At 69.9% G+C, this 26,536-nt stretch carries 25 protein-coding genes and 1 tRNA gene; 17 read left to right on the forward strand and 9 right to left on the reverse strand.

Annotated features, from left to right (window positions below; all coding sequences use genetic code 11):
- Position 1: 1 nt before the first annotated feature.
- Entirely contained in the window at positions 2-526 is a 525-nt protein-coding gene (locus tag AC07NG_RS13395) for a lytic transglycosylase domain-containing protein (protein ID WP_492856826.1), read from the reverse strand.
- A 438-nt stretch (positions 527-964) separates the two neighbouring features.
- On the opposite strand from AC07NG_RS13395, the gene sctU reads away from it, so the two are divergent.
- The 5 genes from sctU to AC07NG_RS13420 all read left to right on the forward strand — a co-directional run bounded on the left by sctU (position 965) and on the right by AC07NG_RS13420 (position 4,672).
- A complete protein-coding gene (gene sctU, locus AC07NG_RS13400) occupies positions 965-2,089 on the forward strand; it encodes a type III secretion system export apparatus subunit SctU (RefSeq protein WP_494594491.1) in 1,125 nt (374 codons plus the stop codon).
- Positions 2,090-2,103: 14 nt separating this feature from the next.
- Positions 2,104-2,475: a FliO/MopB family protein gene (locus AC07NG_RS13405; RefSeq protein WP_110119740.1), complete on the forward strand. Its 372-nt coding sequence runs from the start codon at positions 2,104-2,106 to the stop codon at positions 2,473-2,475.
- Between the two features lie 91 nt (positions 2,476-2,566).
- Positions 2,567-3,262 (forward strand): hypothetical protein, encoded by a 696-nt coding sequence (locus AC07NG_RS13410; protein ID WP_492856824.1) that lies wholly within the window; start codon positions 2,567-2,569, stop codon positions 3,260-3,262.
- Between the two features lie 95 nt (positions 3,263-3,357).
- Complete coding sequence (locus AC07NG_RS13415) at positions 3,358-4,137, forward strand: DUF6683 family protein (RefSeq protein WP_494594493.1); 780 nt, start codon at positions 3,358-3,360, stop codon at positions 4,135-4,137.
- Positions 4,138-4,150: 13 nt separating this feature from the next.
- Positions 4,151-4,672, forward strand: coding sequence for a hypothetical protein (locus AC07NG_RS13420; protein ID WP_494594495.1), 522 nt, complete (start codon positions 4,151-4,153; stop codon positions 4,670-4,672).
- A 185-nt stretch (positions 4,673-4,857) separates the two neighbouring features.
- Here the strand turns inward: AC07NG_RS13420 and AC07NG_RS13425 are convergent, their stop codons facing one another.
- The 3 genes from AC07NG_RS13425 to AC07NG_RS13435 form a co-directional block, all read right to left on the reverse strand.
- Positions 4,858-5,373, reverse strand: coding sequence for a hypothetical protein (locus AC07NG_RS13425; RefSeq protein WP_494594497.1), 516 nt, complete (start codon positions 5,371-5,373; stop codon positions 4,858-4,860).
- On the reverse strand, positions 5,370-5,972 hold the full coding sequence (locus AC07NG_RS13430; RefSeq protein WP_494594498.1) for a hypothetical protein: 603 nt from the start codon (positions 5,970-5,972) through the stop codon (positions 5,370-5,372). The genes AC07NG_RS13425 and AC07NG_RS13430 overlap by 4 nt, the downstream gene beginning before the upstream one ends.
- A gap of 225 nt (positions 5,973-6,197) precedes the next feature.
- Positions 6,198-7,931, reverse strand: a complete 1,734-nt coding sequence (locus AC07NG_RS13435; RefSeq protein WP_494594500.1) for a LysM peptidoglycan-binding domain-containing protein — start codon at positions 7,929-7,931, stop codon at positions 6,198-6,200.
- A 157-nt stretch (positions 7,932-8,088) separates the two neighbouring features.
- Here AC07NG_RS13435 and AC07NG_RS13440 point away from each other — a divergent pair, with 157 nt between their 5' ends.
- The 3 genes from AC07NG_RS13440 (at position 8,089) to AC07NG_RS13450 (ending at position 10,766) form a co-directional block, all read left to right on the forward strand.
- A complete protein-coding gene (locus AC07NG_RS13440; protein ID WP_494594502.1) occupies positions 8,089-9,228 on the forward strand; it encodes a DNA/RNA non-specific endonuclease in 1,140 nt (379 codons plus the stop codon).
- A 30-nt stretch (positions 9,229-9,258) separates the two neighbouring features.
- On the forward strand, positions 9,259-9,579 hold the full coding sequence (locus AC07NG_RS13445) for an immunity protein YezG family protein (protein ID WP_110119735.1): 321 nt from the start codon (positions 9,259-9,261) through the stop codon (positions 9,577-9,579).
- 257 nt (positions 9,580-9,836) lie between these two features.
- The gene (locus AC07NG_RS13450; protein WP_494594504.1) at positions 9,837-10,766 is read left to right on the forward strand and encodes a hypothetical protein; all 930 of its coding nucleotides are present in this window, start codon (positions 9,837-9,839) and stop codon (positions 10,764-10,766) included.
- 284 nt (positions 10,767-11,050) lie between these two features.
- Here the strand turns inward: AC07NG_RS13450 and AC07NG_RS13455 are convergent, their stop codons facing one another.
- On the reverse strand, positions 11,051-12,409 hold the full coding sequence (locus AC07NG_RS13455; protein ID WP_494594506.1) for an MFS transporter: 1,359 nt from the start codon (positions 12,407-12,409) through the stop codon (positions 11,051-11,053).
- Positions 12,410-12,481: 72 nt separating this feature from the next.
- Here AC07NG_RS13455 and AC07NG_RS13460 point away from each other — a divergent pair, with 72 nt between their 5' ends.
- The 3 genes from AC07NG_RS13460 to AC07NG_RS13470 all read left to right on the forward strand — a co-directional run bounded on the left by AC07NG_RS13460 (position 12,482) and on the right by AC07NG_RS13470 (position 15,115).
- A complete protein-coding gene (locus AC07NG_RS13460; RefSeq protein ID WP_494594507.1) occupies positions 12,482-13,186 on the forward strand; it encodes an ArsR/SmtB family transcription factor in 705 nt (234 codons plus the stop codon).
- A gap of 88 nt (positions 13,187-13,274) precedes the next feature.
- Entirely contained in the window at positions 13,275-14,213 is a 939-nt protein-coding gene (locus tag AC07NG_RS13465) for a Tle-like phospholipase domain-containing protein (RefSeq protein WP_494594509.1), read from the forward strand.
- A 5-nt stretch (positions 14,214-14,218) separates the two neighbouring features.
- The gene (locus AC07NG_RS13470; RefSeq protein ID WP_494594510.1) at positions 14,219-15,115 is read left to right on the forward strand and encodes an ankyrin repeat domain-containing protein; all 897 of its coding nucleotides are present in this window, start codon (positions 14,219-14,221) and stop codon (positions 15,113-15,115) included.
- Between the two features lie 48 nt (positions 15,116-15,163).
- On the opposite strand, the gene AC07NG_RS13475 is transcribed toward AC07NG_RS13470, so the two are convergent.
- Positions 15,164-15,254: transfer RNA gene (locus AC07NG_RS13475), tRNA-Ser, on the reverse strand.
- 140 nt (positions 15,255-15,394) lie between these two features.
- Here AC07NG_RS13475 and hfsE point away from each other — a divergent pair.
- Genes hfsE through hfsH form a run of 4 tightly spaced genes read left to right on the forward strand, consistent with a single transcriptional unit; the run spans position 15,395 to position 20,008 of the window.
- Entirely contained in the window at positions 15,395-16,855 is a 1,461-nt protein-coding gene (hfsE, locus tag AC07NG_RS13480) for a polysaccharide biosynthesis protein HfsE (protein WP_494594512.1), read from the forward strand.
- A gap of 2 nt (positions 16,856-16,857) precedes the next feature.
- Positions 16,858-18,297 carry a polysaccharide biosynthesis protein HfsF gene (hfsF, locus tag AC07NG_RS13485; protein ID WP_494594513.1) on the forward strand — a complete coding sequence of 480 codons (1,440 nt, stop codon included), beginning with the start codon at positions 16,858-16,860 and terminating at the stop codon, positions 18,295-18,297.
- Positions 18,294-19,226: a polysaccharide biosynthesis protein HfsG gene (gene hfsG, locus AC07NG_RS13490; RefSeq protein ID WP_494594514.1), complete on the forward strand. Its 933-nt coding sequence runs from the start codon at positions 18,294-18,296 to the stop codon at positions 19,224-19,226. The genes hfsF and hfsG overlap by 4 nt, the downstream gene beginning before the upstream one ends.
- Positions 19,226-20,008, forward strand: a complete 783-nt coding sequence (gene hfsH, locus AC07NG_RS13495; protein ID WP_494594515.1) for an oligosaccharide deacetylase HfsH — start codon at positions 19,226-19,228, stop codon at positions 20,006-20,008. The genes hfsG and hfsH overlap by 1 nt, the downstream gene beginning before the upstream one ends.
- A 170-nt stretch (positions 20,009-20,178) precedes the next feature.
- Here the strand turns inward: hfsH and AC07NG_RS13500 are convergent, their stop codons facing one another.
- The 3 genes from AC07NG_RS13500 to AC07NG_RS13510 form a co-directional block, all read right to left on the reverse strand.
- Positions 20,179-20,523 carry a hypothetical protein gene (locus tag AC07NG_RS13500; RefSeq protein WP_494594516.1) on the reverse strand — a complete coding sequence of 115 codons (345 nt, stop codon included), beginning with the start codon at positions 20,521-20,523 and terminating at the stop codon, positions 20,179-20,181.
- Between the two features lie 30 nt (positions 20,524-20,553).
- Entirely contained in the window at positions 20,554-21,234 is a 681-nt protein-coding gene (gene mepK / locus AC07NG_RS13505) for a peptidoglycan L,D-endopeptidase MepK (RefSeq protein ID WP_492856809.1), read from the reverse strand.
- 232 nt (positions 21,235-21,466) lie between these two features.
- Complete coding sequence (locus AC07NG_RS13510; protein WP_494594518.1) at positions 21,467-22,828, reverse strand: L,D-transpeptidase family protein; 1,362 nt, start codon at positions 22,826-22,828, stop codon at positions 21,467-21,469.
- A 346-nt stretch (positions 22,829-23,174) separates the two neighbouring features.
- Here AC07NG_RS13510 and AC07NG_RS13515 point away from each other — a divergent pair, with 346 nt between their 5' ends.
- Together AC07NG_RS13515 and AC07NG_RS13520 are read left to right on the forward strand one after the other, a co-directional pair.
- Entirely contained in the window at positions 23,175-24,239 is a 1,065-nt protein-coding gene (locus AC07NG_RS13515) for a glycosyltransferase family 4 protein (RefSeq protein WP_492856808.1), read from the forward strand.
- A gap of 137 nt (positions 24,240-24,376) precedes the next feature.
- Complete coding sequence (locus tag AC07NG_RS13520) at positions 24,377-26,530, forward strand: amylo-alpha-1,6-glucosidase (protein WP_494594520.1); 2,154 nt, start codon at positions 24,377-24,379, stop codon at positions 26,528-26,530.
- The last annotated feature ends 6 nt before the right edge of the window (positions 26,531-26,536 follow it).

Here is a 26,536-nt window from a genome sequence, read left to right on the forward strand (position 1 = left end):
CTCAGAAGCCGCCGCGCGCCGAGACCAGGCCGCGATAGCGGTCGAGGACGCTGGAGACGTAGCCCTGCGTCTCGCGATAGGGCGGGATCTTGCGGCCGTACTTCATGACCGCGCCCTCGCCGGCGTTGTAGGCCGCCAGCACCAGCTCCAGGTCGTTGCCGAACTGGCCCTGCAGGGTCTTCAGATAGGCCGCGCCGGTGCGGATGTTGACCATCGGGTCGCCCAGCTCGACGGCCGGGTCGCGCACCCCGAAGCGCCTGGCCGTGGCCGGCATGATCTGCATCAGCCCCCGGGCGCCCTTGGGCGAGATCGCCCCCGGATTGGCGCGGGACTCCACGTGCATCACGGCGCGCAGCAGGTCGGGATCGATGTCGAAGTCACGGCCGGCGGCGGCCACCAGCGGCGCGTAGAGGGTGGACCCGGAGGCGCCCCGGACCAGCACGACCGGCGCCGGCGCGATGCGTCCAGCCGAGATCACGGTGCTGGCCAGTTGGGGTCCGTCATAGAGCCGGAGCTGTTCCGACACCCCTGTCGGTTGTGTTTCAGCGACGCAATCTATGCGCGCCAGGGAAAACTTTTCGTTGATCGGAAGGGCGCTGCTGAATTTCAAGCCGTCAGCGGTCTCGCATTCATATGCGAACACTGGACTTGAACAAAATAAGACTAAACACACGCTCGACGCCACTACGCGGAACTTGCGCATAAATCTGTCCCTCTATGCAGCGCCCCGCCTGTGCATACTACCCGTTCAAAAGCTAGCTTTCGTGTATCAATCCTGTCAACCACGGAATTAAAACAATTTTCATACTCAGTATACTGCCTTACAGGCATCATATTCTATGGCTTAGCTTAAGAACTACTATGGCTAAGCTCGCCTCGTTTTGGCCATTTTTGGCGCGCTTGTCGGCTTTGCCGGTCCTTCGGCGCCGGTTGGTTTCGTCACGATCGTCGGCAGACACACGCTATGGCTGAAAAGAACGACGGCGGGGACAAGACAGAGAAACCGACGCACAAGCGCCTGACCGACGCCCGCAAGAAGGGCGACGTTCCCAAGAGCAAGGACCTGACCTCGACCATCGTGCTCGGCGCCTGGGTGTTGCTGGGGGCGATGACCGCGGGCTGGGCCTTCGACCGCCTGAGCGGCCTGTTCGACGAGGTGTTCGCGGTCATGGACCGGCCGTTCGCCGAGGCCTGGCCGATCGCGGCGGCCGCCAGCGGCAAGGTGTTCGTGGCCCTGACGGCCGTCACCTTCATCCCCGTGGCGATCCTGGGCATGCTGGCCGAGTTCGGCCAGGTCGGCCCGGTCTTCACCTTCGAGAAGATGAGCCCGAAGATGTCGCACATGAACCCCGGCGAGGGGCTCAAGCGGATGTTCAGCGTCGACAACCTGTTCGAGGTGGCCAAGTCGCTGGCCAAGACCCTGCTGCTGGGCGTGTTCACCTGGATCGTCGTGGCCCTGACGTTCGACAAGCTGCTAGCCCTGCCCGCCAGCGAGGCCGACGGAGCGCTGTCGGCCTATGGCGGCCTGACCTTCCAGCTGCTGGCGGGCGTGGCGGTGCTGTTCGTCTTCGTGTCGCTGCTGGATCTGGCCTACCAGCGCTTTTCCTTCACCAAGAAGATGCGCATGAGCCGGCGCGACATCCGCCAGGAGGCCAAGGATTCCGAGGGCGATCCGCACGTGAAGGCCCACCGTCGGCAGCTACACCAGGAGTGGGCGCAGCAGAACGCGGTGCAGGCCGCCCGCGACGCCTCGGTGCTGGTGGTCAACCCGACCCACATCGCCTGCGCCCTGGCCTACGACCCGGCCGAGCACGCCGTGCCGGTGCTGCTGGGCAAGGGCGAAGGCCTGATCGCCCAGGCCATGCGCGAGGCGGCGGAAGACCAGGGCGTGCCGATCATCCGCAATGTCGAGCTGGCCCGCGCCCTGCGCGACAAGGCCGCCGTCGACGACATCATCCCCCAGGACCTGTTCGCCGCCGTCGCCGAGGTGATCCTCTGGGCCCGCCGGCTCAAGGACGAGCAGGCCCAGGCCGCCGATAACCCGCCGCCCGACACGCCTTCGGGTCCCACCTTCCCGCCCCTCCCCTAGCCTGGAGCCACAGTTTGAGCGCCGTACTCGACCTGCTGACCGTCGCCCTGGCCCTGGCCATCGTGCTGGGCCTGGCCTTCTTCTCGCTGAAGCTGCTCAAGCAGGTGCAGGCGGGGCCGGCGACCGACGACCAGATCCGCTATCTGCGCGCCCTGCCCGTGGGCCAGCGCGAGCGGCTGACCCTGGTGGCCTATCGCGACGAGGTGTTCCTGCTGGGGGTGACGGCCGGCCAGATCACCGTGCTCGACCGCCGCGCCCGCACGCCCGAGGAGATCGCCGCCGAGGCCCGCGCCGGCGAGGAGGCCCGCATGCGCGCCGCGCGTCCGGCGGCGGCGGTGCGCCAGCTGATAGGGAAAACCCTAGCTAGGGAACGACCCGACTACTGACCGCCGCGGCGAGGTGGTTGTCTCGATTTGCCGGGCGACGGAGCGACGCTCCCAAGGCCCTCCGAGCAGACGGAAATCGAAGGAGCATCACATGTCTTTCCTGGGTATCGGCGGCGGCGGCAACCTGTTCAGCAGCATCGCCAACATCGCGCTGCAAGGCGCCCTGGGCGTCGCCACCGGCGGGGCCTCCCTGCTGGTCACCACGGCTCTGAAGAGCGTGTTGACGGCGGTGGGCGACCAGGTCCTGCAGCAGCTGGGCCAACAGCTGGGCCTGCCGCAAGGCGCCATCGACCTGGCCCAGGCGGCCTTCCATAGCGCCGCCGGCGATCCGGGCGGCGCGGTGCAGAACCTGGGCGAAGCCGTCCAGGGCTTCAGCGACGCCGCGGGCTTCGACAACTTCCAGGCCGGCCAGGCCCAGCGCGACACCTTCGACGCGGTGGACTGGATCGTGAAGAACGCCCAGGAAGAACTGCAGGCCGGTTCGGACGCCGAAGGCTCCAAGCGCGGCAAGGGCGCCAGCGCCCTGGCGGCGGCCGGCGGCGGCGAGAGCTTCCTGGTGAAGCTGGCCATCGCGCTGGGCACGGCGGTCGACAACAAGATGAACGACATGCTCGACATCGCCAAGGAGATCGACAACGCCAAGTCCAACAAGGACGAGTCGAAGGTCACCGAGATGAGCGCCAAGATGACCGCCTACGGTCAGGAGGCGAACATCATGAGCAACGCCCTCAACACCTCGCTGAAGACCATCGGCGAAGCCATCGCGGGTATCGCCCGGAAACAATAATACGACCAAGCGTTGTGGAGCACGCGGGCGCCGTTCATCGGCGCCCGCGACTTCACGTTTCAGGGGTCTGCCCCGGGGTAAAAAGGAAGCGCAGCATGCGAGTTCGCACTTTCGCCGCCATCGTCGCCGCAGCCGGCCTGGGCCTTCAGGGTCCCGCCTTCGCCCAGCTCGACATGGTCACCCCGCAGTTCAACACCCAGGTGTTCAAGAACGTCCTGCAGTCCAACGACCGGGCCTTCGGGCGCGGCGGCGCAAGCCCGGGCCGCAACGGCGTCGCGGCCGGCGCCAGGCCGCTGTTCCCGCAGGCGGGCGCGGCCGCATCCGCCCGTCCGCCGGTGCGCGGCGCCACCCCGACCACCTACCGCGCCTCGCCGGCCGTCAGCGCCCGGGTGCAGAAGCAGTTCTCCGAATTCATGGCCAGGCAGGCCGGCGCCGACGGCGGCCGCCAGGTGGCCGACGCCATGCGCCGCACCGACCCGGTCCGCAACTGGAGCCAGCTGGTGGCCTCAGACGGCCTGCGTCCCGGCGACAGCGCCGACGCCCTGGCCGCCTACTGGGTGCTGAACTGGGTGATGGCCAATCGCGGCGACAACAACCGCGCCCAGACCCTGGCGGTGCGCGAGCAGGTCCGGCCGATGATCGCCGCCAACCCGGCCTATTCCAACCTCAACGAGGGCCAGCGCCAGGAGTTCTCCGAGGTGCTGATGCTGAACTTCCTGATCCAGCAGGCCGCCTATGTCGACGCCATGAAGCGCGGCGACCAGCGGGCCCAGCAGCAGTTGGGCGACGCGGCGGTGGCCCGCTTCAAGAACGAGATGGGCGTCGACCTGCGCACCCTGACCCTGACCGACCGCGGCCTCGTGCAGCGGCGCTAGAGGAGTTGCTCCGATGACCGTCGCTCCCGTCTCGACCAGCTCCGCCTCGTCCCGCTCGGGCGCCACTGGCCCCGACCGGCTGGACCACGAGATCGACCGCTTCGAGGCGACCGGCGAGGTCTCGCAGGGCCTCGTCGAGGAAGCCCAGGCCGCCGGCGGCGAGGCCTTCGCCCAGCGGCTGGACCGCCTGCCGCCCGCCCGTCGCGGCGCGCTGGAAGGCGCCCTGGCCGACAAGGGCCTGCTGGGCCTGGTCGGCGACACCGCCGGATCTCTGGTGAGCGGAACGGTGGACACCGCCGTGGGCGTGGTCGACGTCGCCGCCGACGGCGCGGTCGAGACCCGCTCCGAACGGCAGGTCGAGGACGCCCGCGAGAACGGCCAGGACCAGCGGATGAGCAGCATCCAGGCCCAGTCGCATTTCGACGCGGTGCTCTCGCCCGCCCGCCGTCTCAACGCCCCGCCGGCTCCGCTAGACTGGGCGGCGGCCTTCCCGAGCCCGGTCGACCAGCCGGCCGTGCGGGCGGATCCGCGCTAGGGCGGATCGACATCAAAACACCTGATCTCTGTTTTTTCTACCGAGCATCCCCGCGCAGGCGGGGATCCAAACCGAGCCTGCGGGCAATCTGCGGCCGCGCTTCCTCCTGAACCTCAGCTTGGGTCCCCGCCTTCGCGGGGAAAGACGGATTTGGGAGCTGCGAGCAGATCGAACGCCGAAGTGACCTAAACCGGCGCGCGCAGGCTTTCGGTCGCCCCCTCGACGATGCGCACGAACTGCTCGACGGCGTCGCTGCGGGCGGTTCCGGGTCCTGGCTCGCGCTGCAGGCCGGCGGCGAGCGAGCGGATCAGGGGCTCAACCAGGCCCGAGGGCGTCATGTGCGGCTTGTCGGCGGCCTGGGCGCGCAGTTCGCGGGCGAAGTCGGCCAGCACCCGCTCGATGCGTCCGGCGTCGACCGGCGAGGTGGCTGACAGCCTGCCGGCCACCGACTGGCCGCTCTGGGCCGCCAGGGTGCGCAGGTCGCCGCCGACGCTGGCCGCGCCGGGCTGGCCGTGCTCGGCCCAGACGAAGGCCGCGGCCTGGCCGCGATCGCCGCCGCGCAGGGGATCGACCACCGCCGCGCCGGCGATGGTGGCCATCGCCTCCAGCGCCAGCCGGGCCGCGCCGGCCCGGGCGGCCGTGGTGGAGGGGGTCGAAGCGGAGAGATCGACTCCCGAGGAACGCTCTACGGGCCGGATCACGACGCGCCTCCCTCGACCTTGACCACCCGCAGGTCGGGCTTCAATGCGCTCCAGCCCACTTCCGAGCCGATCGCCTGCTGGCTGTTGCGGCCGTCGGCCAGCTCCTCGTTCTCGCCGTCGAACTGCACGACCGCCAGCCGCTTACCGCCGCGCGCGATCGCGAACCGCGCCCAGGGATAGCCCTCGAGGATCGTCAGCCGCGCGTCGGGCAGCGCCGCGGCCAGGTCGGAGACGCTAGCCCCCTGAGAAATGGCGCCCTGCGCGATCGCCCCCGGCGCCGGGCGCACATAGCGGCCGGAGAGATCCGCGCCGGCGCCGCAGCCCTGGAAGTCGGTGGTCACGGTCGCGGCCTCCCCGTTCAGCGCCACGCGCGCCGTGGCCGGCCGCGCCGCCAGGTCGGCGGCGGTGAGGGTCGTGTTGGTCCCATCGAAAGGCACGACCTGAGCGTCGATCCGCCCATCCTTCAACGCGCCCTCGGCCTCGAGCTGGCAATCGGCCGCCGTGGCCGCGCCGTCGGCGATCGCGCCGCCCGAGAGGCTGATCCGCCAGACCTCGCCCTTGGGCGTCAGAACCAGCCGGCCGCGGCGCTGGCCGCTCATCACGTAGCTTCCCCCGGGGCTTCCCCCGGGCGTTCCGGCCGCCGACGTCTTCTCAGCGTCAGCGGTGCCGGCGGCGGCCATGGGTAGGGGGGGAACGGCCGCCGCCGGTCGCTCACAACCGGCGAAGGCCAGCGCGAGGGCGATGAGGGTTGGGGGAGCAAGCTTCATCGTCGGGGTCATCCGGAACGGGCCTGGCGGATCAACGCCGGCCCGCCGCGGCGGTTCTCATCGGCCCAGCATCGCCAGGGCGTCCCGGCGCTCGCTGGCGAAGCGGTTGGCGACCGAGGCCTGGACGTCGGCCGAGGCGCTGGTGAAGTAGGCCAGCGCCCCGCTGGCGTCGCGCTTGCCGCGCTCGTCGTAGATGGCGTTGATCAGGGCCCGGTCGTAGGTCTGGCCGTCGGCCGGGGTGAGCCCCTGCCCTTCCACCCGCGCCATGGCCTTGACCACCGCGCCGGTCTCCGGCCCGTGCTGCACCGAGGTGGACCAGACCACGTCGCGGATCGCCGCCGAGCGGGTCGAGAGATCCACGCCCGTGTCGGTCTTCACCTTGTCGAGCTGCACCTGGTAATGCGTGCGCTGGATGTAGTCGTGCTGGGCGGCCTCGAACTTTTCGGGCTCGCGGGCGGCGATCGCCTTCCACGTGGCCGTGAAGCTGGCCGAGCCGGGGCTGGCGCCGCCGAACTCGGCGGCCCACTGGCGGCCCTCGGCGGCGAGGAACTCCTGCGGCCGGCCGCGATTGCCGGCCAGCTGGTAGGTGCCGTACGACACCCCGCCCGGATCGCCCGCCCCGCTCGACACCGTGCCGGGACCGCGCCCGCCGGTCTCGTACTGCTCCGACAGGGCGCCGATGCGGGCATCGCCGGGGTCTTGCGTCTGCGTCGTGGTCGTCGTCCCGCCGGGCGGGCCCTGACGGTCGACGTTCACGAGCACGTAGTTGAAGGTCTTCTGGTCGCCCAGGCCGTTCCAGAACGACTGGAAGTCGCCGGGCTTGAGGGTCTGGCAGCCGGCCGAGCCGGTGTTGGTGTCGCCGCCGGCGTGGAACAGGAACGAGTTGTCGGTGCTGACGCCGGTTCCCTTCGTGTCCTTCGCATCGATCAGGCCGTCATGGTTGGTGTCGCGCTGGACGGCGTGGCTTTCGGTCGGGCGCAGCACGTTGCCCAGGGTCGAGCTCGTGCTCTTCTGGAAGGTGACCGTGCCCTCGGCGATGCGGCCCAGCTCCTTGCGGCCGTCGCCGTTGAAGTCGGCGCCGTAGCGGCCGTCGTACTGGGCCGAGGGCTCGGTGTTGGCGGCGTATTCCTGGACCTTGCCCTGCTGCAGAACGACGACCCGGTCGTCATAGGCGCCCTTGCCGCCGTTGGCGTTCAGGCTGGTCTCGGTGCGCAGACCCAGGATCACCTGCTTGCCGGCGGCCAGGTCGGCCTTGGCCTGGGCGTCGCCATAGGCGTTCACGTAGCCGGCGTAGAGGTCGTACTTCTGGGCCTGGCTCAAGCCCTCGGTCGAGGGCAGGACGCCGGTCGCCTGGCCGGTCGTGGTGGTGGACGGCGTCGTCTGTTGGGTGGTCGTCGTCTGCGGTGTAGGCCGCGCGGCCGTCCCGCCGCCGGGGATCTGCAAGGCTTGCCCGACATGGATCAGGTTGGGGTTCGACAGATGATTGGCCTGGGCGATCGCCGGCCAGGAGACCCCGAACTGGGCGCCGATGCTGGAGAGGTTGTCGCCGGCCGCGACCTCGTAGCTGCGGGGCTCGGCGGCTGCGCCAGCCGGCAGGGTCACCGTCTGGCCCGGCCGGATGACGTTGGGATTGGTGATCTGCGGATTGGCCCGGATCAGGGCGTCCAGCGAGACGCCGTGCTTGTCGGCGATCCCCGACAGGGTGTCGCCGGACTTGACGACATAGTCGTCGGACCGCCCGCCGCCCGCGCCGGACACGGATGACTGGGTGTTGAGGGACACGGCGGTCATCGGCAACTCCTGGTACGGACGCTTTCCTGCCGGGGACGCTAGCCCTCCCCCGTCCGCCGCATAACTAGGGACATCCCTAGCTAGGGACGCTCCCAGCTATCCGGACGCCCCTCCCCGTCGCCATCGTTGGCCAGCCAAGGCGCAACGGAGGCCCCGCATGTCCGCCCTGAACGCAGCCGAGTCCCTCGGAGCCTCCAGCCGCGCCGCGTCGAGCGCGGCCAGCGCCGCGAGCGAGGCCTCCAGCCTGGTCGCCGCCAGCCGCACCGGCGGCCAGTTGAACACCAGCGAACTGGCCGGCCAGCTTTCCGAGATCGCCAAATCCGATCCGGCCAAGGCCCGGAGCCTGCGCGCCGAAATCGAAGCCGACCTGTCGCCGACCGACCAGAAGCGGCTGGCCGACGACCTGGACGCCGCCAGCGCCGCGCAGAAGCAGGAGCTGATGCTCGACCTGGGCCAGATGGCGCTGGACGTCGCGGGCCTGTTCGACCCGACCCCGATCTCGGACGGCGCCAACGGCGTCATCTCGCTGTTCCGGGGCGACTTTCTCGGGGCGGGCCTGTCGGCCGTCAGCATGATCCCGTACATCGGCGACGCGGCCAAGCTGGGCAAGCTCGGCAAATGGGCCGAGACGGTGAGCAAGGCCGCCGACCTGGCCAAGGTCGACAGCGCCTTCGCCGCGGCGGCCAGGCCGGCGCTGGAGAAGCTGAAAGGCGCGATCGACGCCCTGCCCCTGGACAAGCTGCCCGAGAGCGCCCGCAACACGCTGGAAACCGCCAGCCGCAAGTTGGACGAGGCGCTGAGCGCCCGCCCCCGCGTCGAGCTGGAGCAAGGCGCCAAGGGCGGCTGGAACGCCAAGCTGAACGGCGAGCTGGCGGCCAACACCGACTATGTGGTCAGCGGTCGCTACACCTATCACACCGACGCCAAGGGCCGGGTCGAGCAGGTGACGGGCACGCTCGACCTCAAGCACGCCGACCGCAACGGCTACCAGCAGACCAAGGCGGGCCAGGAAGGCGGGATCAAGGACGGGGTCGAGGGCGACGAAGGCGGCCACCTGATCGCGGCGATCTTCAACGGCCCCGGCGAGCAGATCAACTACCACGCCATGGACGGCACGCTGAACAAGAGCGGCTGGAAGACCATGGAGAACGAATGGGCCGCCGCCCTCAAGGACGGCAAGAGCGTCGACGTCGACATCAAGGCGGTGTTCGACGGCGCCTCCAAGCGGCCCGAGGCGTTCAGGGTGGAGTACGTCATCGACGGCAAGCCCTCGACCCGAACCTTCTTCAACGACTAGATTTGGCGCGACGCCCCGGCGGAGGATTCCATGGCCGACATCGACACCCCCGAAGGCATCTACCGCCATGTGGGCCAGGCCCTGGCCGACAGCGTGGCCGAGCCCTGGTCGGAGATCCGCCTGCATGTCGACGTGATCGACGGCTCGGTGGGCCTGACCGGCGACTACACCCGGGCCGCCGGCGAGGTGGCCGACCTCGACGTGCGCAAGCTCGACTATTCGGTCTCGAAGGCGCTGCGCAACCTGCACCGCCTCACCGCCTCCAGCGCCCACGAGCCCTGGTCGAAGGCGGTGTTCTCGCTGAAGTCGGACGGGGCCTTCGACCTGAAGTATGACTACGCGGCGGCTTAAATCTGAAAATACTCCCGTCATTCCCGCCCTTGTGGCGGGAACCTCCACCGTTACCGACAACCCGCGCAGAGGCGGACGAATTTGGTGTCAGCTACTGCGTGATAGCGATCGAGTGCGGGGGTGGGGCCGTATCGGCTACAGTCCGCTTTTTGTTAAAAGGAAGTGGCCGCAGCTATTTTCGTGTGGCGAACCGCCTTTGACTAGATGGCGATCGGAGACAATGTCTGCCGCTCGACTCTGCCTCAAGGAATGCGCCCGTGACCGGCTACGCGAAGTATGCAGTGCGTAACGTTGTGATGGGCGGCGGTGCCGGTGTCTCAATCTCCGAGGCCCAGTTCATTCAGATCGGTGAGGCTCATCGCGGTCTTATCGACCTCATCCGCCTGGAAGATATCTGGGACATCACGGTCCTGAATCTTGCTGAGTTAGAGAAGACCGCACTAACCCAGTTGATCGAAGACATCCTCTGGCAAGACCAAGATCGAATTGCGTGGGAGAGTTGGCGTCGTCAGGCTGATCGGGTGATCTCCAATCTTCTGAGCAGCGGGCGCCTGGTTCGCGACTCCGCCCTTCACGCAGTCGCGCGTTCGTTTGGTCGAAAATCACGCGAGATGGAAACGCTACGGGCCGCGATGGCTGAACAGGCCGGAAAGCACCTCGGCTACCGAACTATGGAAGCCCTTCGTAACTTTACGCAGCACCATGCCCTTCCGACCGAGAGCCTGACGTTCAATCATGCTTGGATATCTCACGGCGACGAGATCAAAGCGCGGATGCAGAACACCGTTAGCTTTAGCCTAGCTCCCAAGCTGTTTTTGACCGGGAGAGATCCCGATCCTGAACTCGCGCAGGCGCTAGTTGCGCTCGCGGATAAGCGCGGCCGCGTCGCCATGTTACCGCTCATCCGCGCTTACATGGATGGCCTTTCACATGTCCAAGATTGCTTGCGACAGTTGTTCGCGGACAGGGAAGCTCAATGGGAGAAGACGCTGAGCGAGGCGCGGAATGTCTATGCGGCAGCGGGCGGCGATCCTGACGCAGTTTCGCTATCGGTGGTCAGGCATGGAGAAAGGGGGAGCGTCGAAGAGGATTTCGCACTCAACATCGAAATCACCGAGCGGATCGCTCACATGAGGCGCCGGAATCGCAAGCTAGTGAACATGGCGAAACACCAAATTGTCAGCTGAAGCGAAGCGCTCTGTCAGCGTCCCTAACCGGTGCCCGTAGGATACTCCGGGAACGTCTAGGAACTCTCGCGAAGCAGAGGCGCATGAGTACGATGCGTACCGCTAGATCGTCACCGCAAGCAATTGTCGGTCTCGGTCAACACCCGCCCTTGCGGCGGGAACCCCTGGTTCCGTTCGCAGGTGAGATGCAAGCGGATCGCCAGCGATCCGCCGCTACTGCCCCTGCGGCTCACAGAGGGCTTCCCGCCACAAGGGCGGGAATGACGGGAGAAAGGAAGGCGTCGCTATGTCTTCCGCTCCGGCACCAGCAGCACGCCCCCCGCGACGACCAGCATCGCCGCCGCCACGATCGCCGAGGCCTTGAGGCCGCTGACGATCCCCGCTCCCGCCAGCGCCCCGAAGATCGCCACCCCGGCCGCGCCGCCGACCTGGCGGCAGGCGTTGAGCACGCCCGAGGCCGCGCCGGCGTCGTGGCGGTCGACGCTGGCCAGCAGGCCGCTGGTCAGGGCCGGGATCGCCAGGCCCATGCCGCCGGGGATGAGGGCGAAGCCCGGCAGCATCTCCAGCAGGCCGCTGTCCTGCCCCAACCGCGCGGTCAGGGCGTAGCCGCAGGCGGCGACCAGCACGCCGCCGCTGGTGACGGCCCTGGCCCCGAAGCGTCCGACCAGGGATCCGCTCAGCAGGTTGGAGACGATGAAGGTCGCCGTCAGCGGCAGGAAGGCCAGGCCCGCCTTGCCCGGCGTCCAGTGCAGCGTCCGCAGCATGTAGAGGCCCAGCACGAAGATCAGGCCGTAATAGGTGAAGTTCAGGGCCGAGCCGACGACCACCGCGCTCCAGGCCGGCCGGCGGCGGAAGACGCTGAGGGGCATGGCCGGATGGGCCGCCCGGCGCTCGAACAGCACGAAGGCCAGCGCGAGAACGAGACCGGCGATCAGGGCCGCCAGCGGCGCGCCGCTCCATCCGCGATGGCCGCCCTCGATCAGTCCGCCGACCAGCAGGGTGACGGCGGCGGCGGCCAGGGCCTGGCCGACCAGGTCGAACGGGACCTTGGGCTTGGGCAGGCTCGGCGGGGCGACCAGCAGGGTCAGGATCACGCCGATCGCGCAGAGCGGCAGGTTGACGAAGAACACCCAGCGCCAACCCAGGGTCTCGACCAACAGGCCGCCCAGCACCGGCCCGGCGGCGATCGAGACACCGCCGGCGGCCGTCCACCAGCCGACCGCGGCCGCGCGCCGGCGGTCGTCGCCATGGGCGGCGTGGGCGATCAGGGCCAGGGACGGCGGGATCAGCAGCGCCCCGGCCGCGCCCTGCGCCACCCGGGCCAGGATCAGGGCCAGCGGGCCGCCTGCGAACCCGCAAGCGGCAGAGGCCAGGCCGAACAGCGCCAGCCCGGCCAGGAAGGCGCGCCGAGGTCCGATCCGGTCGCCAATCGCGCCGGCCGACAGCAGCATGGCCGCCAGGGCCAGCACATAGGCGTCGACCACCCATTGCAGCTGGGCCGTCGGCGCGTCGAACGCGTCGCTGATCGCGTCGAGGGCGACATTGACGATGGTGACGTCCAGCTGGGTGACCAGGAAGCCGAAGCTGGCGGCGGCGGTGATCCACGGCAGGCGGGAGGTCTGTGCGCTCATGGCCCCGGTCATGCGCCGATCCGGCGATGGAATGCTACACGCGCCGATGAACCATCGCGCCGGCGATGGGTCTAGAGTGGACCCATGGACGCCAACATCGCCACCCCCGCCGCCCTGATCGGCGACCCGGTCCGCGCCGCCATGCTGCAGGCCCTGCAGGACGGCCGCGCCCAGCCGGCCGGCGCCCTGGCCTGGGCGGCCGGGGTCAGCGCCCAGGCGGCCAGCAACCACCTGTCCAAGCTGGTCGAGGGCGGGCTGCTGGCGGTCGAGCGCGAGGGCCGGCATCGCTATTACCGCCTGGCCTCGGCCGAGGTGGCCCACGCCATCGAGGCGCTGTCGGCGATCGCCGCGCCGGTGCGTTCGCTGGAGGTCCCGCGCTCGCCCAAGGCCCGCGCCCTGCGCGAGGCCCGCTGCTGCTACGGCCATCTGGCCGGACGGCTGGGCGTGAAGGTGGCCCAGGCGCTGATCGAGGGCGACCTGCTGACGCCGGCGGACGGCAAGCTCTACGAGGTCACAGGCGCCGGCCGGGCCTGGTTCGCCGAGCTGGGGATCGCGGTCGAGGCCCTCTCCTCCCCGCGCGGCGTCGCCCGCCAGTGCCTGGACTGGACCGAGCGCCGCCACCACCTGGCCGGACCGCTGGGCGTCAGGCTGCTGGATGTCATGACCGCGCGAGGCTGGCTGGCCCTGGAGCCCAAGGGCCGCGCCGTGCGCCTGACGCCCGAGGGGGCGCGCGAGCTGAAGGCGCGGCTGGGCGTCAGCCTCGACGACGAGGGCCGCGTGGCGGCGTGAGGCGCCCACGCTAGGGAATTCCCCAGCTAGTCCCGCCCCCGCCCCGCGCGCAGCATCCGTCCCTACGCTCGCATCGAGGGACAGGGTCATGCGTATCGACGGCGGATCGGGGATCACGGCGACCAGCGACCGCAGCGCGGTAGGAGCCAAGGCCGAGGTCGCCATCGACGCCCGGGTCGCGGCCGAGTGGAACGCCCCGACCTCGCGGCCGGCCGTGTCGGTCACGGCCCAGGCCGACGTGAAGGTCTCGGCCGTCGCGGCCGGCGGCGGCAAGGCGGCGGAACTGGCGCAGGCCAGGGTGCATATGGCCCTGGCCGCCGACGTCTATAACGACACCCCCAACCCGCCGGCCGGCTGGAGCGTGGCCGGCGACGAGGACCTGGCGCGGCTGGGCCTGGATCCCACCGACCTGGAGGAAGCCGGCTCCGACTTCCGCGCCCGGGTCTATGTCGATACGGCGGGCGACTATGTGGTGGCCTTCCGCGGCACCCAGAGCGCCGCGGACTGGAAGGCCAACCTGCAACAGGGCCTGGGGCTGGACTCCGGCCACTACGACAAGGCCCTGCTGATCGGCGAGCGGCTGCGGGCGGCGGGCGAGGACGTCACCCTGACCGGCCACTCCCTGGGCGGAGGCCTGGCCTCGGCGGCGGCCGTGGCCTCGGGCCTGCCGGCCGACACCTTCAACGCCGCGGGCCTGCACGAGGACACGCTGGAGGCCGCCCAGGCCGGCGGCGCGCCCGCGCCCCAGGTCGACGCCTACTATATCGACGGCGATCCGCTGAGCCGGGTGCAGGACGGCGGCGACCGCTGGCTGGGCGCGGGCCTCGGCGGCCTGGTGGGCGGGATCCCCGGCGCGATCCTGGGCGGCCTGTTCCTCGACGCCCCGCCGGCCTATGGCGAGCGCCACGCCCTGACGGCGGTCGGACCCGAGGGCCAGTCGGGCGACGACGCCTCGCTGCTGGACCTGCACGGCCAGGCCTGGCTGACCTCAAGCCTTGACGCGGCCTATCGCGCGGCCGCCAACTGAGGCCCGTGACCCGTTCGGCCCGGATCGCCGCCCTGGCGGCCTCGATGGTGATGATGACGGACGCTGCTCTTGCTGCCTGCTTCGTCGGCGGCACCGCCCTGCCCGACCCCCACGCGGCCCTGGCGGCGGCCGACCACGGCCAGGCCGGTCGCGACCTGATGGCGGCGGTGATCAAGGGTGATGTCGACGAGACCGCCCGCCGCCTGCGCGCCGATCCGGCTTTGAAGACGACGCGCGGCGGTCCCAACGGCGACCTCCTCGGCCTCGCGATCGCCCGCTGCGACAAGCCGATGGTCACGGCGCTGCTGGACCTGGGCGTCCCGCCCGACGGCGGCGACGACGCCATCCCCTTAAGTCTCGCCCTGCGCGCCAGGGATCCGGTCTTCGCCGCCCAGCTGCTGGCCGCCGGGGCCAGCCCGCAGCGGCGCGAGGCCTATTGGCCGCTGAAGGCCGCCATCGGTCTCAATTCCCTGGGCGCCGTGCGCCTGCTGCTCCAGCACGGGGCGCGGGTGAACGACCATGATCCAACCGGCGCGACGCCGCTGCGCATCGCCATCGAGCAGCAGAACTTCCGCATCGCCCAACTGCTGCTCGACGAAGGGGCCGATCCCTGGGCGGTCGGAAGCAACGGCGAGACGGTGGCCACAGTGCTGGCCGGCCCCATGCGCCCCGGCGAGTCGGAGGAACAGGCCGCCCGTCCGCGCGTGATCGAGACCCTGAAAAAAAGCGGCTGGCGCCTGCCCGGCGCGCCCGACTCCCGCGAGACTCGCCGACTCACCCTGACCGGCGCCTGGCCCCCGCCCGAAGCCCGCGCCGCCGGCTGGAAATCCCCGCCGCCCGAAGCGGTCGTCGCCCGCATGCGCCGGTTCTGGACCGAAACCGGCGACAAACGGCGCAATTAGGCGCGGATTTCCCGCCAGGGGCGGTGTTTTCAGTGATTTTGCGGGGGATGGCGGAGACGGAGGGATTCGAACCCTCGATACCCTTTTGAGGTATGCCGCTTTAGCAAAGCGGTGCCTTCAGCCTCTCGGCCACGTCTCCTCCTGAGAGGGAGCGGTTCGATAGCCTGTTCGCTGCAGAATGACAATCGAGCGTCGAAGGAAAATCGCGTTAACGCGACGCTCAGACGGCCACGCTAGGTTGAACCCTGTTCTCCCGTGTGCAGAAGCCCAAGAGCGATCATGAGTTCCGCCTTCGCCCGCCCCGCGGACGCAAGTCATGCGTCCGACGATGTTCGTAGCCGGCGCGGCCCCTTTCGGCCCGAACGTCTCACCCCGGCGCGCGCCCGGGTGCAGATTCGGAACCTGACCCGCTGGTTCCGCGCCGCCGATTCGATTCTCGCCCTTGGTCTGGCTCTCTGGCTGGCGCGCGACGGCGCCCTCGCCGCCCCCCTGGTCGGGGCCGGGGTGCTGCTGGCCGCCCTGCACGGCCTGGAAGCCTATGTCTTCGCCCATCGCGAGCCGCTGATCCGCCACCTGCTGCGCACGGCCGCCGCCGTCGGCGCCGCAACGCTCGCCGTCCAGGTCGTGGCCCTGACGCCGCTGGCCCAAACACCCCTGGGCGGCGCGCATCCGGTGGGCGGCTGGCTGGCCCTGGTCCTGCCCGTGTTCCTGGCGGTGCACGCCGGCTGGTGGGCGCTGGTGCGCCACGGCCGCCGCGTCGGCACCCTGACGCCCAACATCGTGCTGGTCGGCGCCACGACCAACGCCGAGCGCCTGATCGCCGCGGCCCTGCGCACCGGCGAGGTCAATGTGCTGGGCGTGTTCGACGACCGCGCCGCCCGCGCCCCGGAGGCCGTCATGGGCGTGCCGGTGCTGGGCGACACCAAGGCCCTGGTCGACCACCGCATCATGCCCTTCGTCGACCGCGTGGTGATCGCCGTCGATTCCACCGCCCAGGCCCGCGTGGGTCAACTGGTCGAGCGCCTGTCGGAACTGCCCAATCCCGTCAGCATGATCGTCGACATCGGCGGCGACGCCGACCGCGACGCGGCCATGGGACGCCTGGCCGACCTGTCGGGCGCGCCCACCGACGCCCGCCGGGCCATGGTCAAGCGCGCCCAGGATCTGGTCGTCACGGGCCTTGGCCTGATCGTCGCCGCGCCGGTGATGCTGATCGTGGCGATCGCCGTGAAGCTCGACAGCCCCGGCCCGATCTTCTTCCGCCAGCGCCGCCACGGCTTCAACAACGAGGCGATCCTGATCTGGAAGTTCCGCTCGATGCGGCACGAGATGGCCGACGCCAAGGCCGCCCGCCAGATCAGCGCCAACGACGACCGGGTCACCCGCGTCGGCAAGTTCATCCGCAAGACCAGCCTCGACGAGCTGCCGCAGCTGTTCAACGTGCTGACCGGCGAGATGTCGATCGTCGGACCGCGCCCGCACGCCATCGGCATGATGACCGGCGACGTGGAGTCCGCCAAGCTGGTCGCCACCTACGCCCACCGCCACCGCATGAAGCCCGGCGTCACCGGCTGGGCGGCGATCAAGGGCTCGCGCGGCGCCGTCGACACCCCCGAGCTGGTCCGCCAGCGCGTCGCTTACGACGTCGAGTACATCGAGCGGCAGTCGTTCTGGCTCGATCTCTACGTGATCCTGATGACCGTGCCCTGCCTGCTGGGCGACAAGACCGCCGTGCGCTGACCATGTTCTGGCGCGGCGTCCTCGGCTACCTGCCGGTCAACATCGCCCAGGGGGTCGTCGGCCTCCTGACGATCGTGCTGTTCACCCAGGTGCTGACCCCCGCCGAGTACGGTACCTACGCCCTGGCCTTCTCGGCGCTGAGCCTGACCCAGACGGCCCTGCTGACCTGGACCGAGGCGGCCATGGCCCGCTTCCATGCCCGGGCGCAGGAGGACGGCCGCCTGCCGGACCACTTCGCCACCCTCTATCGCCTGTGGATCCTGATGGCCCTGGCCATTCCGGTCGTCGCCGCCGTGATCCTGCGCTTCTGGCCGATGGCCCCGGCGCTGAAAGTCGCCGTCGCGGCCGCCTTCGCCGCCGCGGCGGTCAAGAGTCTCGCCAAGCTTTCGCAGGAACGACGCCGCGCCGCCGGCGAGGTGTCGGGCGCGGCCCTGCTGGACGTGATCCAGACGGTGGGCGGCTTCGCGCTCGGCCTGATCCTGGCCCTGGTCGGCCTGGGCGGCGCCGCGCCGATCCTGGGCATGGGCGCGATCTCGCTGCTGTGCCTGGTGTTCGTGCTGCCGGCCGACCTGGGACGGCTGAAGGGCGGCCATTTCGACAAGGCGCTGGCCAAATCCTACGCCGCCTACGGCCTGCCGGTGGCCTTCTCGCTGATCCTGGCCCTGGTGCTGTCGACCACCGACCGCTTCCTGCTGGCCGCGTTCCTCGACGAGAGCGCGGTCGGCGTCTACCACGCCGGCTATTCGCTGGGCTCGCGCACCCTGGACGTCGTCTTCATCTGGCTGGGCATGGCCGGCGGCCCGGCCATGGTCGCGGCCCTGGAGCGCGGCGGCCAGCCGGCGCTGGAAGACAGCGCCCGCGAGCAGGCCGACTTCATGGTGCTGCTGACCCTGCCCGCCGCCGTCGGCCTGGCCCTGGTCGCCCGCCCCCTGACCGAGGTGATGATCGGCCCGGCCCTGCGCGACGGGGCTGCGGGCGTGACGCCGTGGATCGCCGCCAGCGGCTGGCTGTCGGGCGTGACCACCTACTATCTGCTGCAGGCCTTCACGCTTGGCCGGCGCACGACGATGCTGAGCGTCTGCATGGCCATCCCGGCGGGCGCCAACCTGGCGCTGAACCTGATCCTGATCCCGCGCTTCGGCCTCAACGGCGCGCTGTGGGCCACCACCGCCAGCTATGGCCTGGGCGCGATCGCGGCCGGGGTGCTGGGCCGCCGGGCCTGCGCCCTGCCGATCCCGTGGGAGGCGCTGGCGAAGGTCGGCCTGTCCAGCGCCCTGATGGCGGCCCTGGTCCTGGTCCTGCCCGACTTCGGCGGCCTCTTCGAACTGATCCTCAAGGCGGGCCTCGGCGCGGCGACCTTCGCCGGCGCGGCCCTGCTGCTCGACGCCGGGGGCGCGCGCGGCCGCCTGGCCGTCATCACCCGCAGGTTCCGCCCCGCATGACCGCCCCCCCGATCACGGAAACCATCTTCGACAACGCCGCGTGGGCCTCCGCCGGCCCGCGGCTGTCGGTGCTGATCCCGACCTTCCGCGACGACCCGACCGCCCTGCTCCGCGCCCTGGATGGAAAGGACGACGCGGCCGAGATCGTGGTGCTGGACGACGGCGGCGGCGACGAGGCCCTGGCCGCCCGCATCGGCAAGATCGTCGCGGCCTTGAAGCGCCCCGCCCGCTTCGTGCGCCTGTCGGCCAACGCCGGCCGCGCCCAGGGCCGCAATCGCCTGGCCGCCCACGCCCGGGGCCGGCACCTGCTGTTCCTCGACAGCGACATGCTTCCCGACCCGCGCGATTTCCTCTCGCGCTGGCTGGCGGTGGCGAGCGATGACGCGCCCGTGGCCTTCGGCGGCTTCACCCTTACCCAGACGCCGATCCGGCCCGAGCACGCCCTGCACCGGGCCATGGCGCTGAAGAGCGACTGCACGCCCGCGCCCGAACGCGCCCGCGAACCAGAGAAGCACGTCTTCACCTCGAACCTGCTGGTGCGCCGTGACGTCTTCGAGACCGTCGCCTTCGACGAGGGCTTCGCCGGCTGGGGCTGGGAGGACGTCGAATGGGCGATGCGGGTGGCCCGCGCCCATCCGATCCTGCACATCGACAACACCGCCACGCACCTGGGCCTCGATCCCGCCCCGGTAATGGCCGCCAAGTACGAGCAGTCGGCCGCCAACTTCGCCCGCGTGGTGGCCGCCCACCGCGACGTGGTCAGCGCCTATCCCAGCTACAAGGTCGCCAGGGCCCTCAAGGGCGTTCCCCTGCGTGCGACCTGGCGGCCGTGGCTGAAGGCCATCGCGCTTTCGGAATCGCTGCCCACGCCTCTTCGTGCATTCTCCATGCGGCTCTACCGGGCCGCCCTCTATTCGGACGCCGTGTGATGACCGCAGTCGAACCGACCTATGAAAAAGTCGACGCCTACGAGCCGGACCGCTCGCTGAAGGGCAAGGTCCGCCGCCGGCTGATCCGCCTGCAGCACCGCCGCCCGGCGCGGGTGAAGCTCACCCGGCCGATGGTGTCGTTCAGCTTCGACGACGCGCCCGCGACCGCCTGCGAGGCCGGGGCGCGGGTGCTGGAGGCCCGGGGTTTTCGCGGCACCTACTATTTCGCCGCCGGGCTGACCGGTCGCGACGGGCCGATGGGGCGCTACGCCACCGGCGAGGACGCCTTCCGCCTGCACGCCGCCGGTCACGAGATTGGCTGCCACACCTTCAGCCACCTCGACTGCGGCCAGGCCTCGACGCAGGTCGCCCTGGCCGACGTGGCCCAGAACACCGACGCCCTGGCCGCCTGGGGCGTGGGAAGCGCGGTCAGCTTCGCCTATCCCTATGGCGACGTCGCCGCGCCGGCCAAGACCGCCCTGGCTGGCCGCTTCAAGACCCTGCGGGCCCTGCACCACGGCCTGATCGCCAACGGCGCCGACCTCAACCAGGCCCCGGCCGTCGGCATCGAGGGCGAGGACGGCGAGGCTGTCGCCCTGCGCTGGCTGGACGCCGCCCACCGCCGCAAGGCGTGGCTGATCCTCTACACCCATGACGTAGCGGAAAAGCCGTCGGCCTGGGGCTGCACGGTGGAGGCGCTGGAACGGCTGGTCGACGGCGCGGTCAACGCCGGCTTCGACGTGGTGACGGTGGCCGAGGGCGCGAAGCGGATCGGGCTGTAGAACCCCCTTCTCCCCTTGCGGGAGAAGGTGTCAGCGAAGCTGACGGATAAGGGGTCGCACCCACGAAAAACGCCGCGACAGCTGATCGGCTGCCGCGGCGTCTTGCGTTTGAGAGACCCCTCACCCGACCTCCTCCGGAGGCCACCCTCTCTCGCAAGGGGAGAGGGAAATTATTGGCGCGTCCGCGAGGTCATGCCGGCCGCCGCCGCGTCTTCGGCCATCTGCGGATCGACTTCGGGAGCGGGCTTGGGAGCCGCGGGCGCTTCGACGACCGGAGGCTTTTCGGGTTCGGGCGTCGCCGCCGGCGCGGCTTGCGCTGCGGGCGTGCGGGTGACGGCGGCGCTGGCGGCGTCATCGGCCGCGGTGCGGACCTCGGGACCTTCCTGATAGCCGCCGTTGTCGAAACCGACACCGGCGCTGACCACCAGGATCACGCCGAGGGCCGCCACGGCGCCGACGACGAAACCCAGGACGATCCATCCCAACGGATTGCCGCGACGTTCGGCCTTGGCCATCTGGAGCTCCCTAAAGGGACGGCTCCAACCTCAGGAGCCGACCCAACGCCGGACGGGGCCGACGTCGACGTGGACGAAATTGCTGACCGGATAGTAGCCGACGCCGCCCTGCTTCAAGTCGAGGGCCGCGGTCCGGAGACGATCCAGAGAGACGTCCTCCAGATAGAGATCGATCGCCTTGCCGTCCATGTGCAGGCTGCGTTTGGCGACCTCACCGCTGCGCGCGTGCAACATCGCGTTGGTCTTGGGCGAGCGATAGCCGGAAATGATCTGGAAGTGGGCCTTGGTCTCGGTGCGCGCCGCGAGGCCGGCCATGATGTCGAAAAGCTCGGGATTCATCGGGGCGACGTCGCCCGTCCGATAGTCGCGCAGCACCTTGTCGAGGGCCTGGACGGCGTCGGGCACGTACTCGCCCTTCTCGAAATAGACCGCCTCGACCTTTTCCTGGGTGTGCACGTTGTGCAGCTTCACCCAGCGGGGCTCCGAAGAGACGCGCTGGATCGTCGGCCGGGGCGCGGGAACCGAAGCTTGCGGCAGGTCGTTATCCGACATGCCTTCGGCCGCATTGCCGAGGTCCTGCTTCATCAGCAGGTCGGCGATGGGATCGGCCCCTGGGCCGAACTTGGACTGTGCGAAGGCCGCCATGGGCCCGACCGCACTGGCGCCCAGCACACCGAGGCCAAGCCCCAGAAGCTTGCGTCGTTCGATCATGGATACGCTTTCCCGACTGACTGCGTCAGGCCGCCCGAAGGCCGCCTAAGCTCACTTGGAACACGATAAACTTTCCGGATCGGAAAGGCTTACGCACCAAAAGAGGCCTGACGAGGGCGCTCGGGTCAAGCGGAGCCGGGACGGGCATGACAGCCGAAAGCGTGAGCGGCTTTGACGCCGGCCACGCTTCAAGTGCTTTAAAGACAGTCGCTTGGGCGCCCCGGCGAGGCGCTCAGACGGCTTTCGCTGCGGCGATACGCTGCACGAGTGCGCGATCCCACCCATAGGGGTCGTCGCGGAAATTCACCTGCCCGTCCGGGGTCACATAGGCGGTCCAGTAGAGCAGGAAGACGGCCATCGGCTGTGCCAATTGGGCGCGTACGGTCTTGCCCGAGGCGATGGTCGTGTCGACGTTTTCAGGCGTCCATTCGGCGCTGCCGCCGAGCAGTTGCTTGGCCAGCGGGATCGGCTTTTCCAGGCGCACGCAGCCATGGCTGGCCAGGCGGCTGTAGCTGGCGAACTTGGCCCGCGACGGGGTGTCGTGCAGATAGACGCCGTAGGGGTTGTTGAAGTCGAACTTCACCAGGCCCAGCGCGGCCTTGTCGCCGGCCTTCTGCTGCAGGCGCGAGCCGCCGTCGCCGGTCGGGATGACGATAAAGTCGTTGCGCGCCAGATAGCCCGGATTGGCTCGCTCCTTGGGCCACAGCTCCTTGGTCGCGATCGAGGACGGCACGTTCCAGGGCGGATTGAGCACGATCGAGTGGATCGCCGATTGCAGCATCGGCGTCTCGTCGCCCGGACGGCCCGTGACCGCGCGCATGGTCAGGGTCGGGGCGTCGTGGTGGAAGACGCTCATGACGGCGGCGGCGATGTTGACCTGGATGCGGTCGGCCGGCAGTTCCTGCGGCAGCCAGCGCCAGCGCTCCATGTTGGCGACGATCTGGTCGATGCGCAGCTGCACCGGCACGTTCAGCGCCGTCAGGGTGCCCTTGCCGAGCACGCCGTCGGGATTGAGGCCAAAGCGCTTCTGGGCGCGCATCAGGGCCTGTTGCAGGGCCTCGTCGAACACAGCCACGCCATCGACGGCGATGCTGGGGTCCTCGACCGCAAGGCGGGCCTCCAGCTGGACGATGCGCGGATCGGCCTTGTCGCCCAGCTTCAGCGGCGTCCCCTCGGGGATGACCGCCCAGCCGCCGCGGGCGGCGATGTCGCGATAGGTGACGAGGCCCTTCTGCAGGGTCTGGTAGCCGGTATAGGGCGGCGACAGTTCTTCCAGCCAGCCGGCCAGCTGGTCGTTCTGCACGGCGGCGGCGAAGCCGGGCGCGGGATCGTAGGCCGCGGGGCGCAAGCCCCAGTTGGCGTCGAAGTCGGCGGGGGCCAGGCGGCCGCTGTGCACGGCCTTGGCGTAGCGCAGGGTCAGGGCGATCAGCTGGTTCAAGCCCGCCTGGCGGTCGGCGCCGTTGCGCGAGTCCAGCTGGGCCAGGGCGCGGTCGGGCGCGAAGGCGCCGGGCTCGAAACCGTGCGAGGGCGCGTTGATCAACGCCTTGGCCAGCAGGTCGATCTGGTCGGCGCGCAGGGCCGGCGGCGCGGGCACGGGCACGGGCGCCTGTTGCGGCGCCCGGACAGGCCGGACTTGAGCTTGAGCATGAACGGCTGGAGCCGCCGACATCCACAGGGCCGCCCCAAGCAGGGCGGTCGAAACTTTCAGGCTCTGTCTCACCGTCGACGGGTCTCGCACGCACATTGCGCGCGGCCCCTCCGCGCGCTTCCCAAATGGCAATTCCGCGTCGGCTTCGTCAACGCGAGGATCGTGAAACTGCAACGGCCAAGGTCGCCTTTTGGTTCTTTCTCACGTTGCGGAACCTTAACGCCACACTCGCGGTTTGCATTCCGACGTCGGCGCCTTTGCGCCACAATCGTCCTTGGCAGGATCACCACACATGAGAATCGCCCAGGTTCCGCCCCTGTACGAAGCCGTTCCACCGCGGTTCTACGGCGGGACGGAACGGGTGGTCGCGCACCTGACCGACGCCCTGGTCGACCTGGGCCACGAGGTCACCCTGTTCGCCTCCGCCGAAGCCCGCACCAAGGCCGACCTGGTGGTCGTCCGCGACCAGGCGATCCGCCTGGATCCCGCCCCGCTGAAGTCCGACCTGGCCGCCCACATCGCCATGCTGGCCGAGGTTCGCCGCCGCGCCGACGACTTCGACGTCATCCACTTCCACACCGACATGATCCACTTCCCGCTGTTCGAGGGCATGGCGGGAAAGACCCTGACCACCCTGCACGGGCGGCTCGACCTGAAGGACCTGCCGGGTGTCTATCGCCGCTGGCCGCAGTTTCCGCTGGTCTCGATCTCCGACAGCCAGCGCGCGCCCCTGCCCTTCGCCAACTGGGCCGGCACGGTGCTGCACGGCATGTGCGCCGAGATCTACGAATACCACCCGAAACCAGAGGGTTACCTCGCCTTCCTCGGACGGATCTCGCCTGAGAAGGGACCCGAACGGGCGATCGCCATCGCCAAAAGGGTCGGCCGCCGGCTGAAGATCGCCGCCAAGGTGGACGCCGCCGACCGCGAGTACTTCCACGCCGTCGTAGAACCGCTGCTCGACCACCCGCTGATCGAGTTCGTCGGCGAGATCGGCGACGCCGAGAAGTCGGCCTTCCTAGGGGGCGCCGACGCCCTGCTCTTCCCCATCGCCTGGCCCGAGCCCTTCGGCCTGGTGATGATCGAGGCCATGGCCTGCGGCACCCCGGTGATCGCCTACCAATGGGGCTCGGTGCCCGAGGTGATCGAGGAAGGCGTCACCGGCTTCATCGTCGACGACGAGGACGAGGCCGTCGCCGCCCTGCGCCGCCTGCCCGACCTGTCGCGCCAGACGGTGCGCGCGCGGTTCGAGACCCGGTTCTCGGCCCACGCCATGGCCCGTCGCTATCTCGACATCTATGCGCGCCTGGACGAGGCGGCCCAGCCGCCGCGCCTGACCCTGGCCCAGAGCGCCTGACCCGTCGGCGGTCCAGCCCAACGGCCAAGCTGCCGGCCTGAGGCCGCATTGTATTTTCAAGTTTCAGCGACCGCGCCCTCACCGGCGCGGCCGCTGATCGCGTTTAAGACCCAGCGTTCCGGATTAAGGGGCATCGAATGGACGACCTCGCACCGACCCCGTTGACCGCCGGCGAGCAGGGCGAAACCGGCGAACCGCGCGTGCCCTACCGGCTGTTCGCCCTGAAGGACCGCGACACCTTCCTGGTGGCCGACGCCTTCGGCGACGTGCTGGGGGCGGCCGACGGCCTGTTTCATGACGACACCCGGCTGCTGTCACGCCTGCGCCTGCTGATCGGCGGCAAGCCGCCTGCCCTGCTGAGCGCCAGCGTCTCGCAGGACAACGTCTTCTTCACCTCGCACTCGACCAACCAGACCGTCCAGTCGCTGGGCGGATCCTCGGCCCCGCACGGAGCGATCCATATCGAGCGCAAGCGCTTCCTGTGGTCGGAGCGGCTCTATGAGCGGCTGCGCTTCGTCAACTACAGCCGCGACATGGTCATCCTGCCGGTGATCCTGGAGTACGACGCCGACTTCCACGACATGTTCGAGGTGCGCGGCTCCAAGCGCAAGGCGCGCGGCCGGGTGCTGCCCGCCGAGCTGAACGGCCGCTCGGTGCACTTCGCCTACCAGGGCCTGGACGAACTGCGGCGCGACAGCGTCATCGCCTTCTCCGAACCGCCCGGACGCCTGACGCCGCAACGCGCCGAGTTCATGTTCATGCTGACGCCGGACACCCATTTCGACCTCTATCTCGAGGTCGGGCCGGTTCCGGACCATCCGCCGACCCGCGAGCGCTGGCGCGCCGCCGCCGCCCGCGCAAGGCTGGACATGCGCGGCCGCCGTCGGCGGGGCGCGCGGCTGAACAGTTCCGGCCGCCTTTTCAACGACTGGCTGGAGAAGTCGCGGGCGGATCTGGCCCTGCTGACCACCGAGTTCGAGACCGGCCCCTATCCCTATGCCGGCATCCCGTGGTTCTCGACCCCGTTCGGCCGCGACGCCATCATCACGGCCTGGCAGGTGCTGTGGATCGAGCCGCGCCTGGCGCGCGGGGTGCTGGCCTATCTGGCCGCCCACCAGGCCGAGGAGGTCAGCGCCTTCCGCGACAGCGCGCCCGGCAAGATCATGCACGAGACCCGCAAGGGCGAGATGACCGCCCTCGGCGAGCTGCCCTTCGGCCGCTATTACGGCGGGGTCGACACCACGCCGCTGTTCGTGGCCCTGGCCTGCGCCTATGCCGAGCGGACCGGGGACCTGGCCTTCATCGACAGTCTTTGGCCGCGCCTGCAGGCGGCCATCGGCTGGATAGAGCACTTCGGCGACAGCGACGGCGACGGCCTGATCGACTACGCCCGCGGCGCCGACACCGGCCTTTCCAACCAGAACTGGAAGGACAGCGAGGACAGCGTCTTTCACGCCGACGGCAAGTTCCCCGACGGGCCGATCGCCGTGGTCGAGGTGCAGGGCTACGCCTTCGCCGCCTTCAAGGGCATGGCCGATCTCGCCCGCCGGCGCGGCGAAGCCGACAACGCCGAGCGCTGGGCCGCCAAGGCCGAGCACCTGCGGACCATGGTCGAGGATCGGTTCTGGATGGAGGACAAGGGCTTCTACGCCATGGCCATCGACGGCCACGGCCAGCCCTGCCGGGTGCGCGGCTCAAATCCCGGGCACCTGCTGTTCTGCGGCCTGCCCTCGCCCGAGCGGGCGGCCAAGGTGGCGCAGACCCTGCTGTCCAACGTGTTCCACAACGGCTTCGGCGTGCGGACCCTGGCCGAGGGCGAGCCGCGCTTCAATCCGATGAGCTATCACAACGGCTCGGTCTGGCCGCACGACACCGCCATCTGCGCCATGGGCCTGGCCCGCTACGGCCACCGCGACGGCGTGGTGCGGATGACCTCGGGCCTGTTCGAGACCGCCGCCCACTACGAGATGCGCCTGCCGGAGCTGTTCTGCGGCTTCCCCCGCCAGCCCGGCGAGCCGCCGGTGGCCTATCCCGTGGCCTGCCTGCCCCAGGCCTGGGCGGCCGGCTCGGCCTTCATGATGCTCCAAGCCTGTCTGGGAATCACCGTCGACGGCTGGGCCGGTGAGATCCGCATCCAGGAGCCGCGCCTGCCGATCGGCATCGACAGCCTGTCGATCGAGAACCTCGGCGTCGGCGACAAGCTGACCGATGTTTCCTTCGAGCACGTCGGCCGCCATGTCACGGTGCAGGCCGGCCGGCGCTCGACCGTGCCGATCCTGACCCGCTGCTAGTCCCCC

Source organism: Caulobacter sp. GW821-FHT10C03, assembly GCF_059415485.1.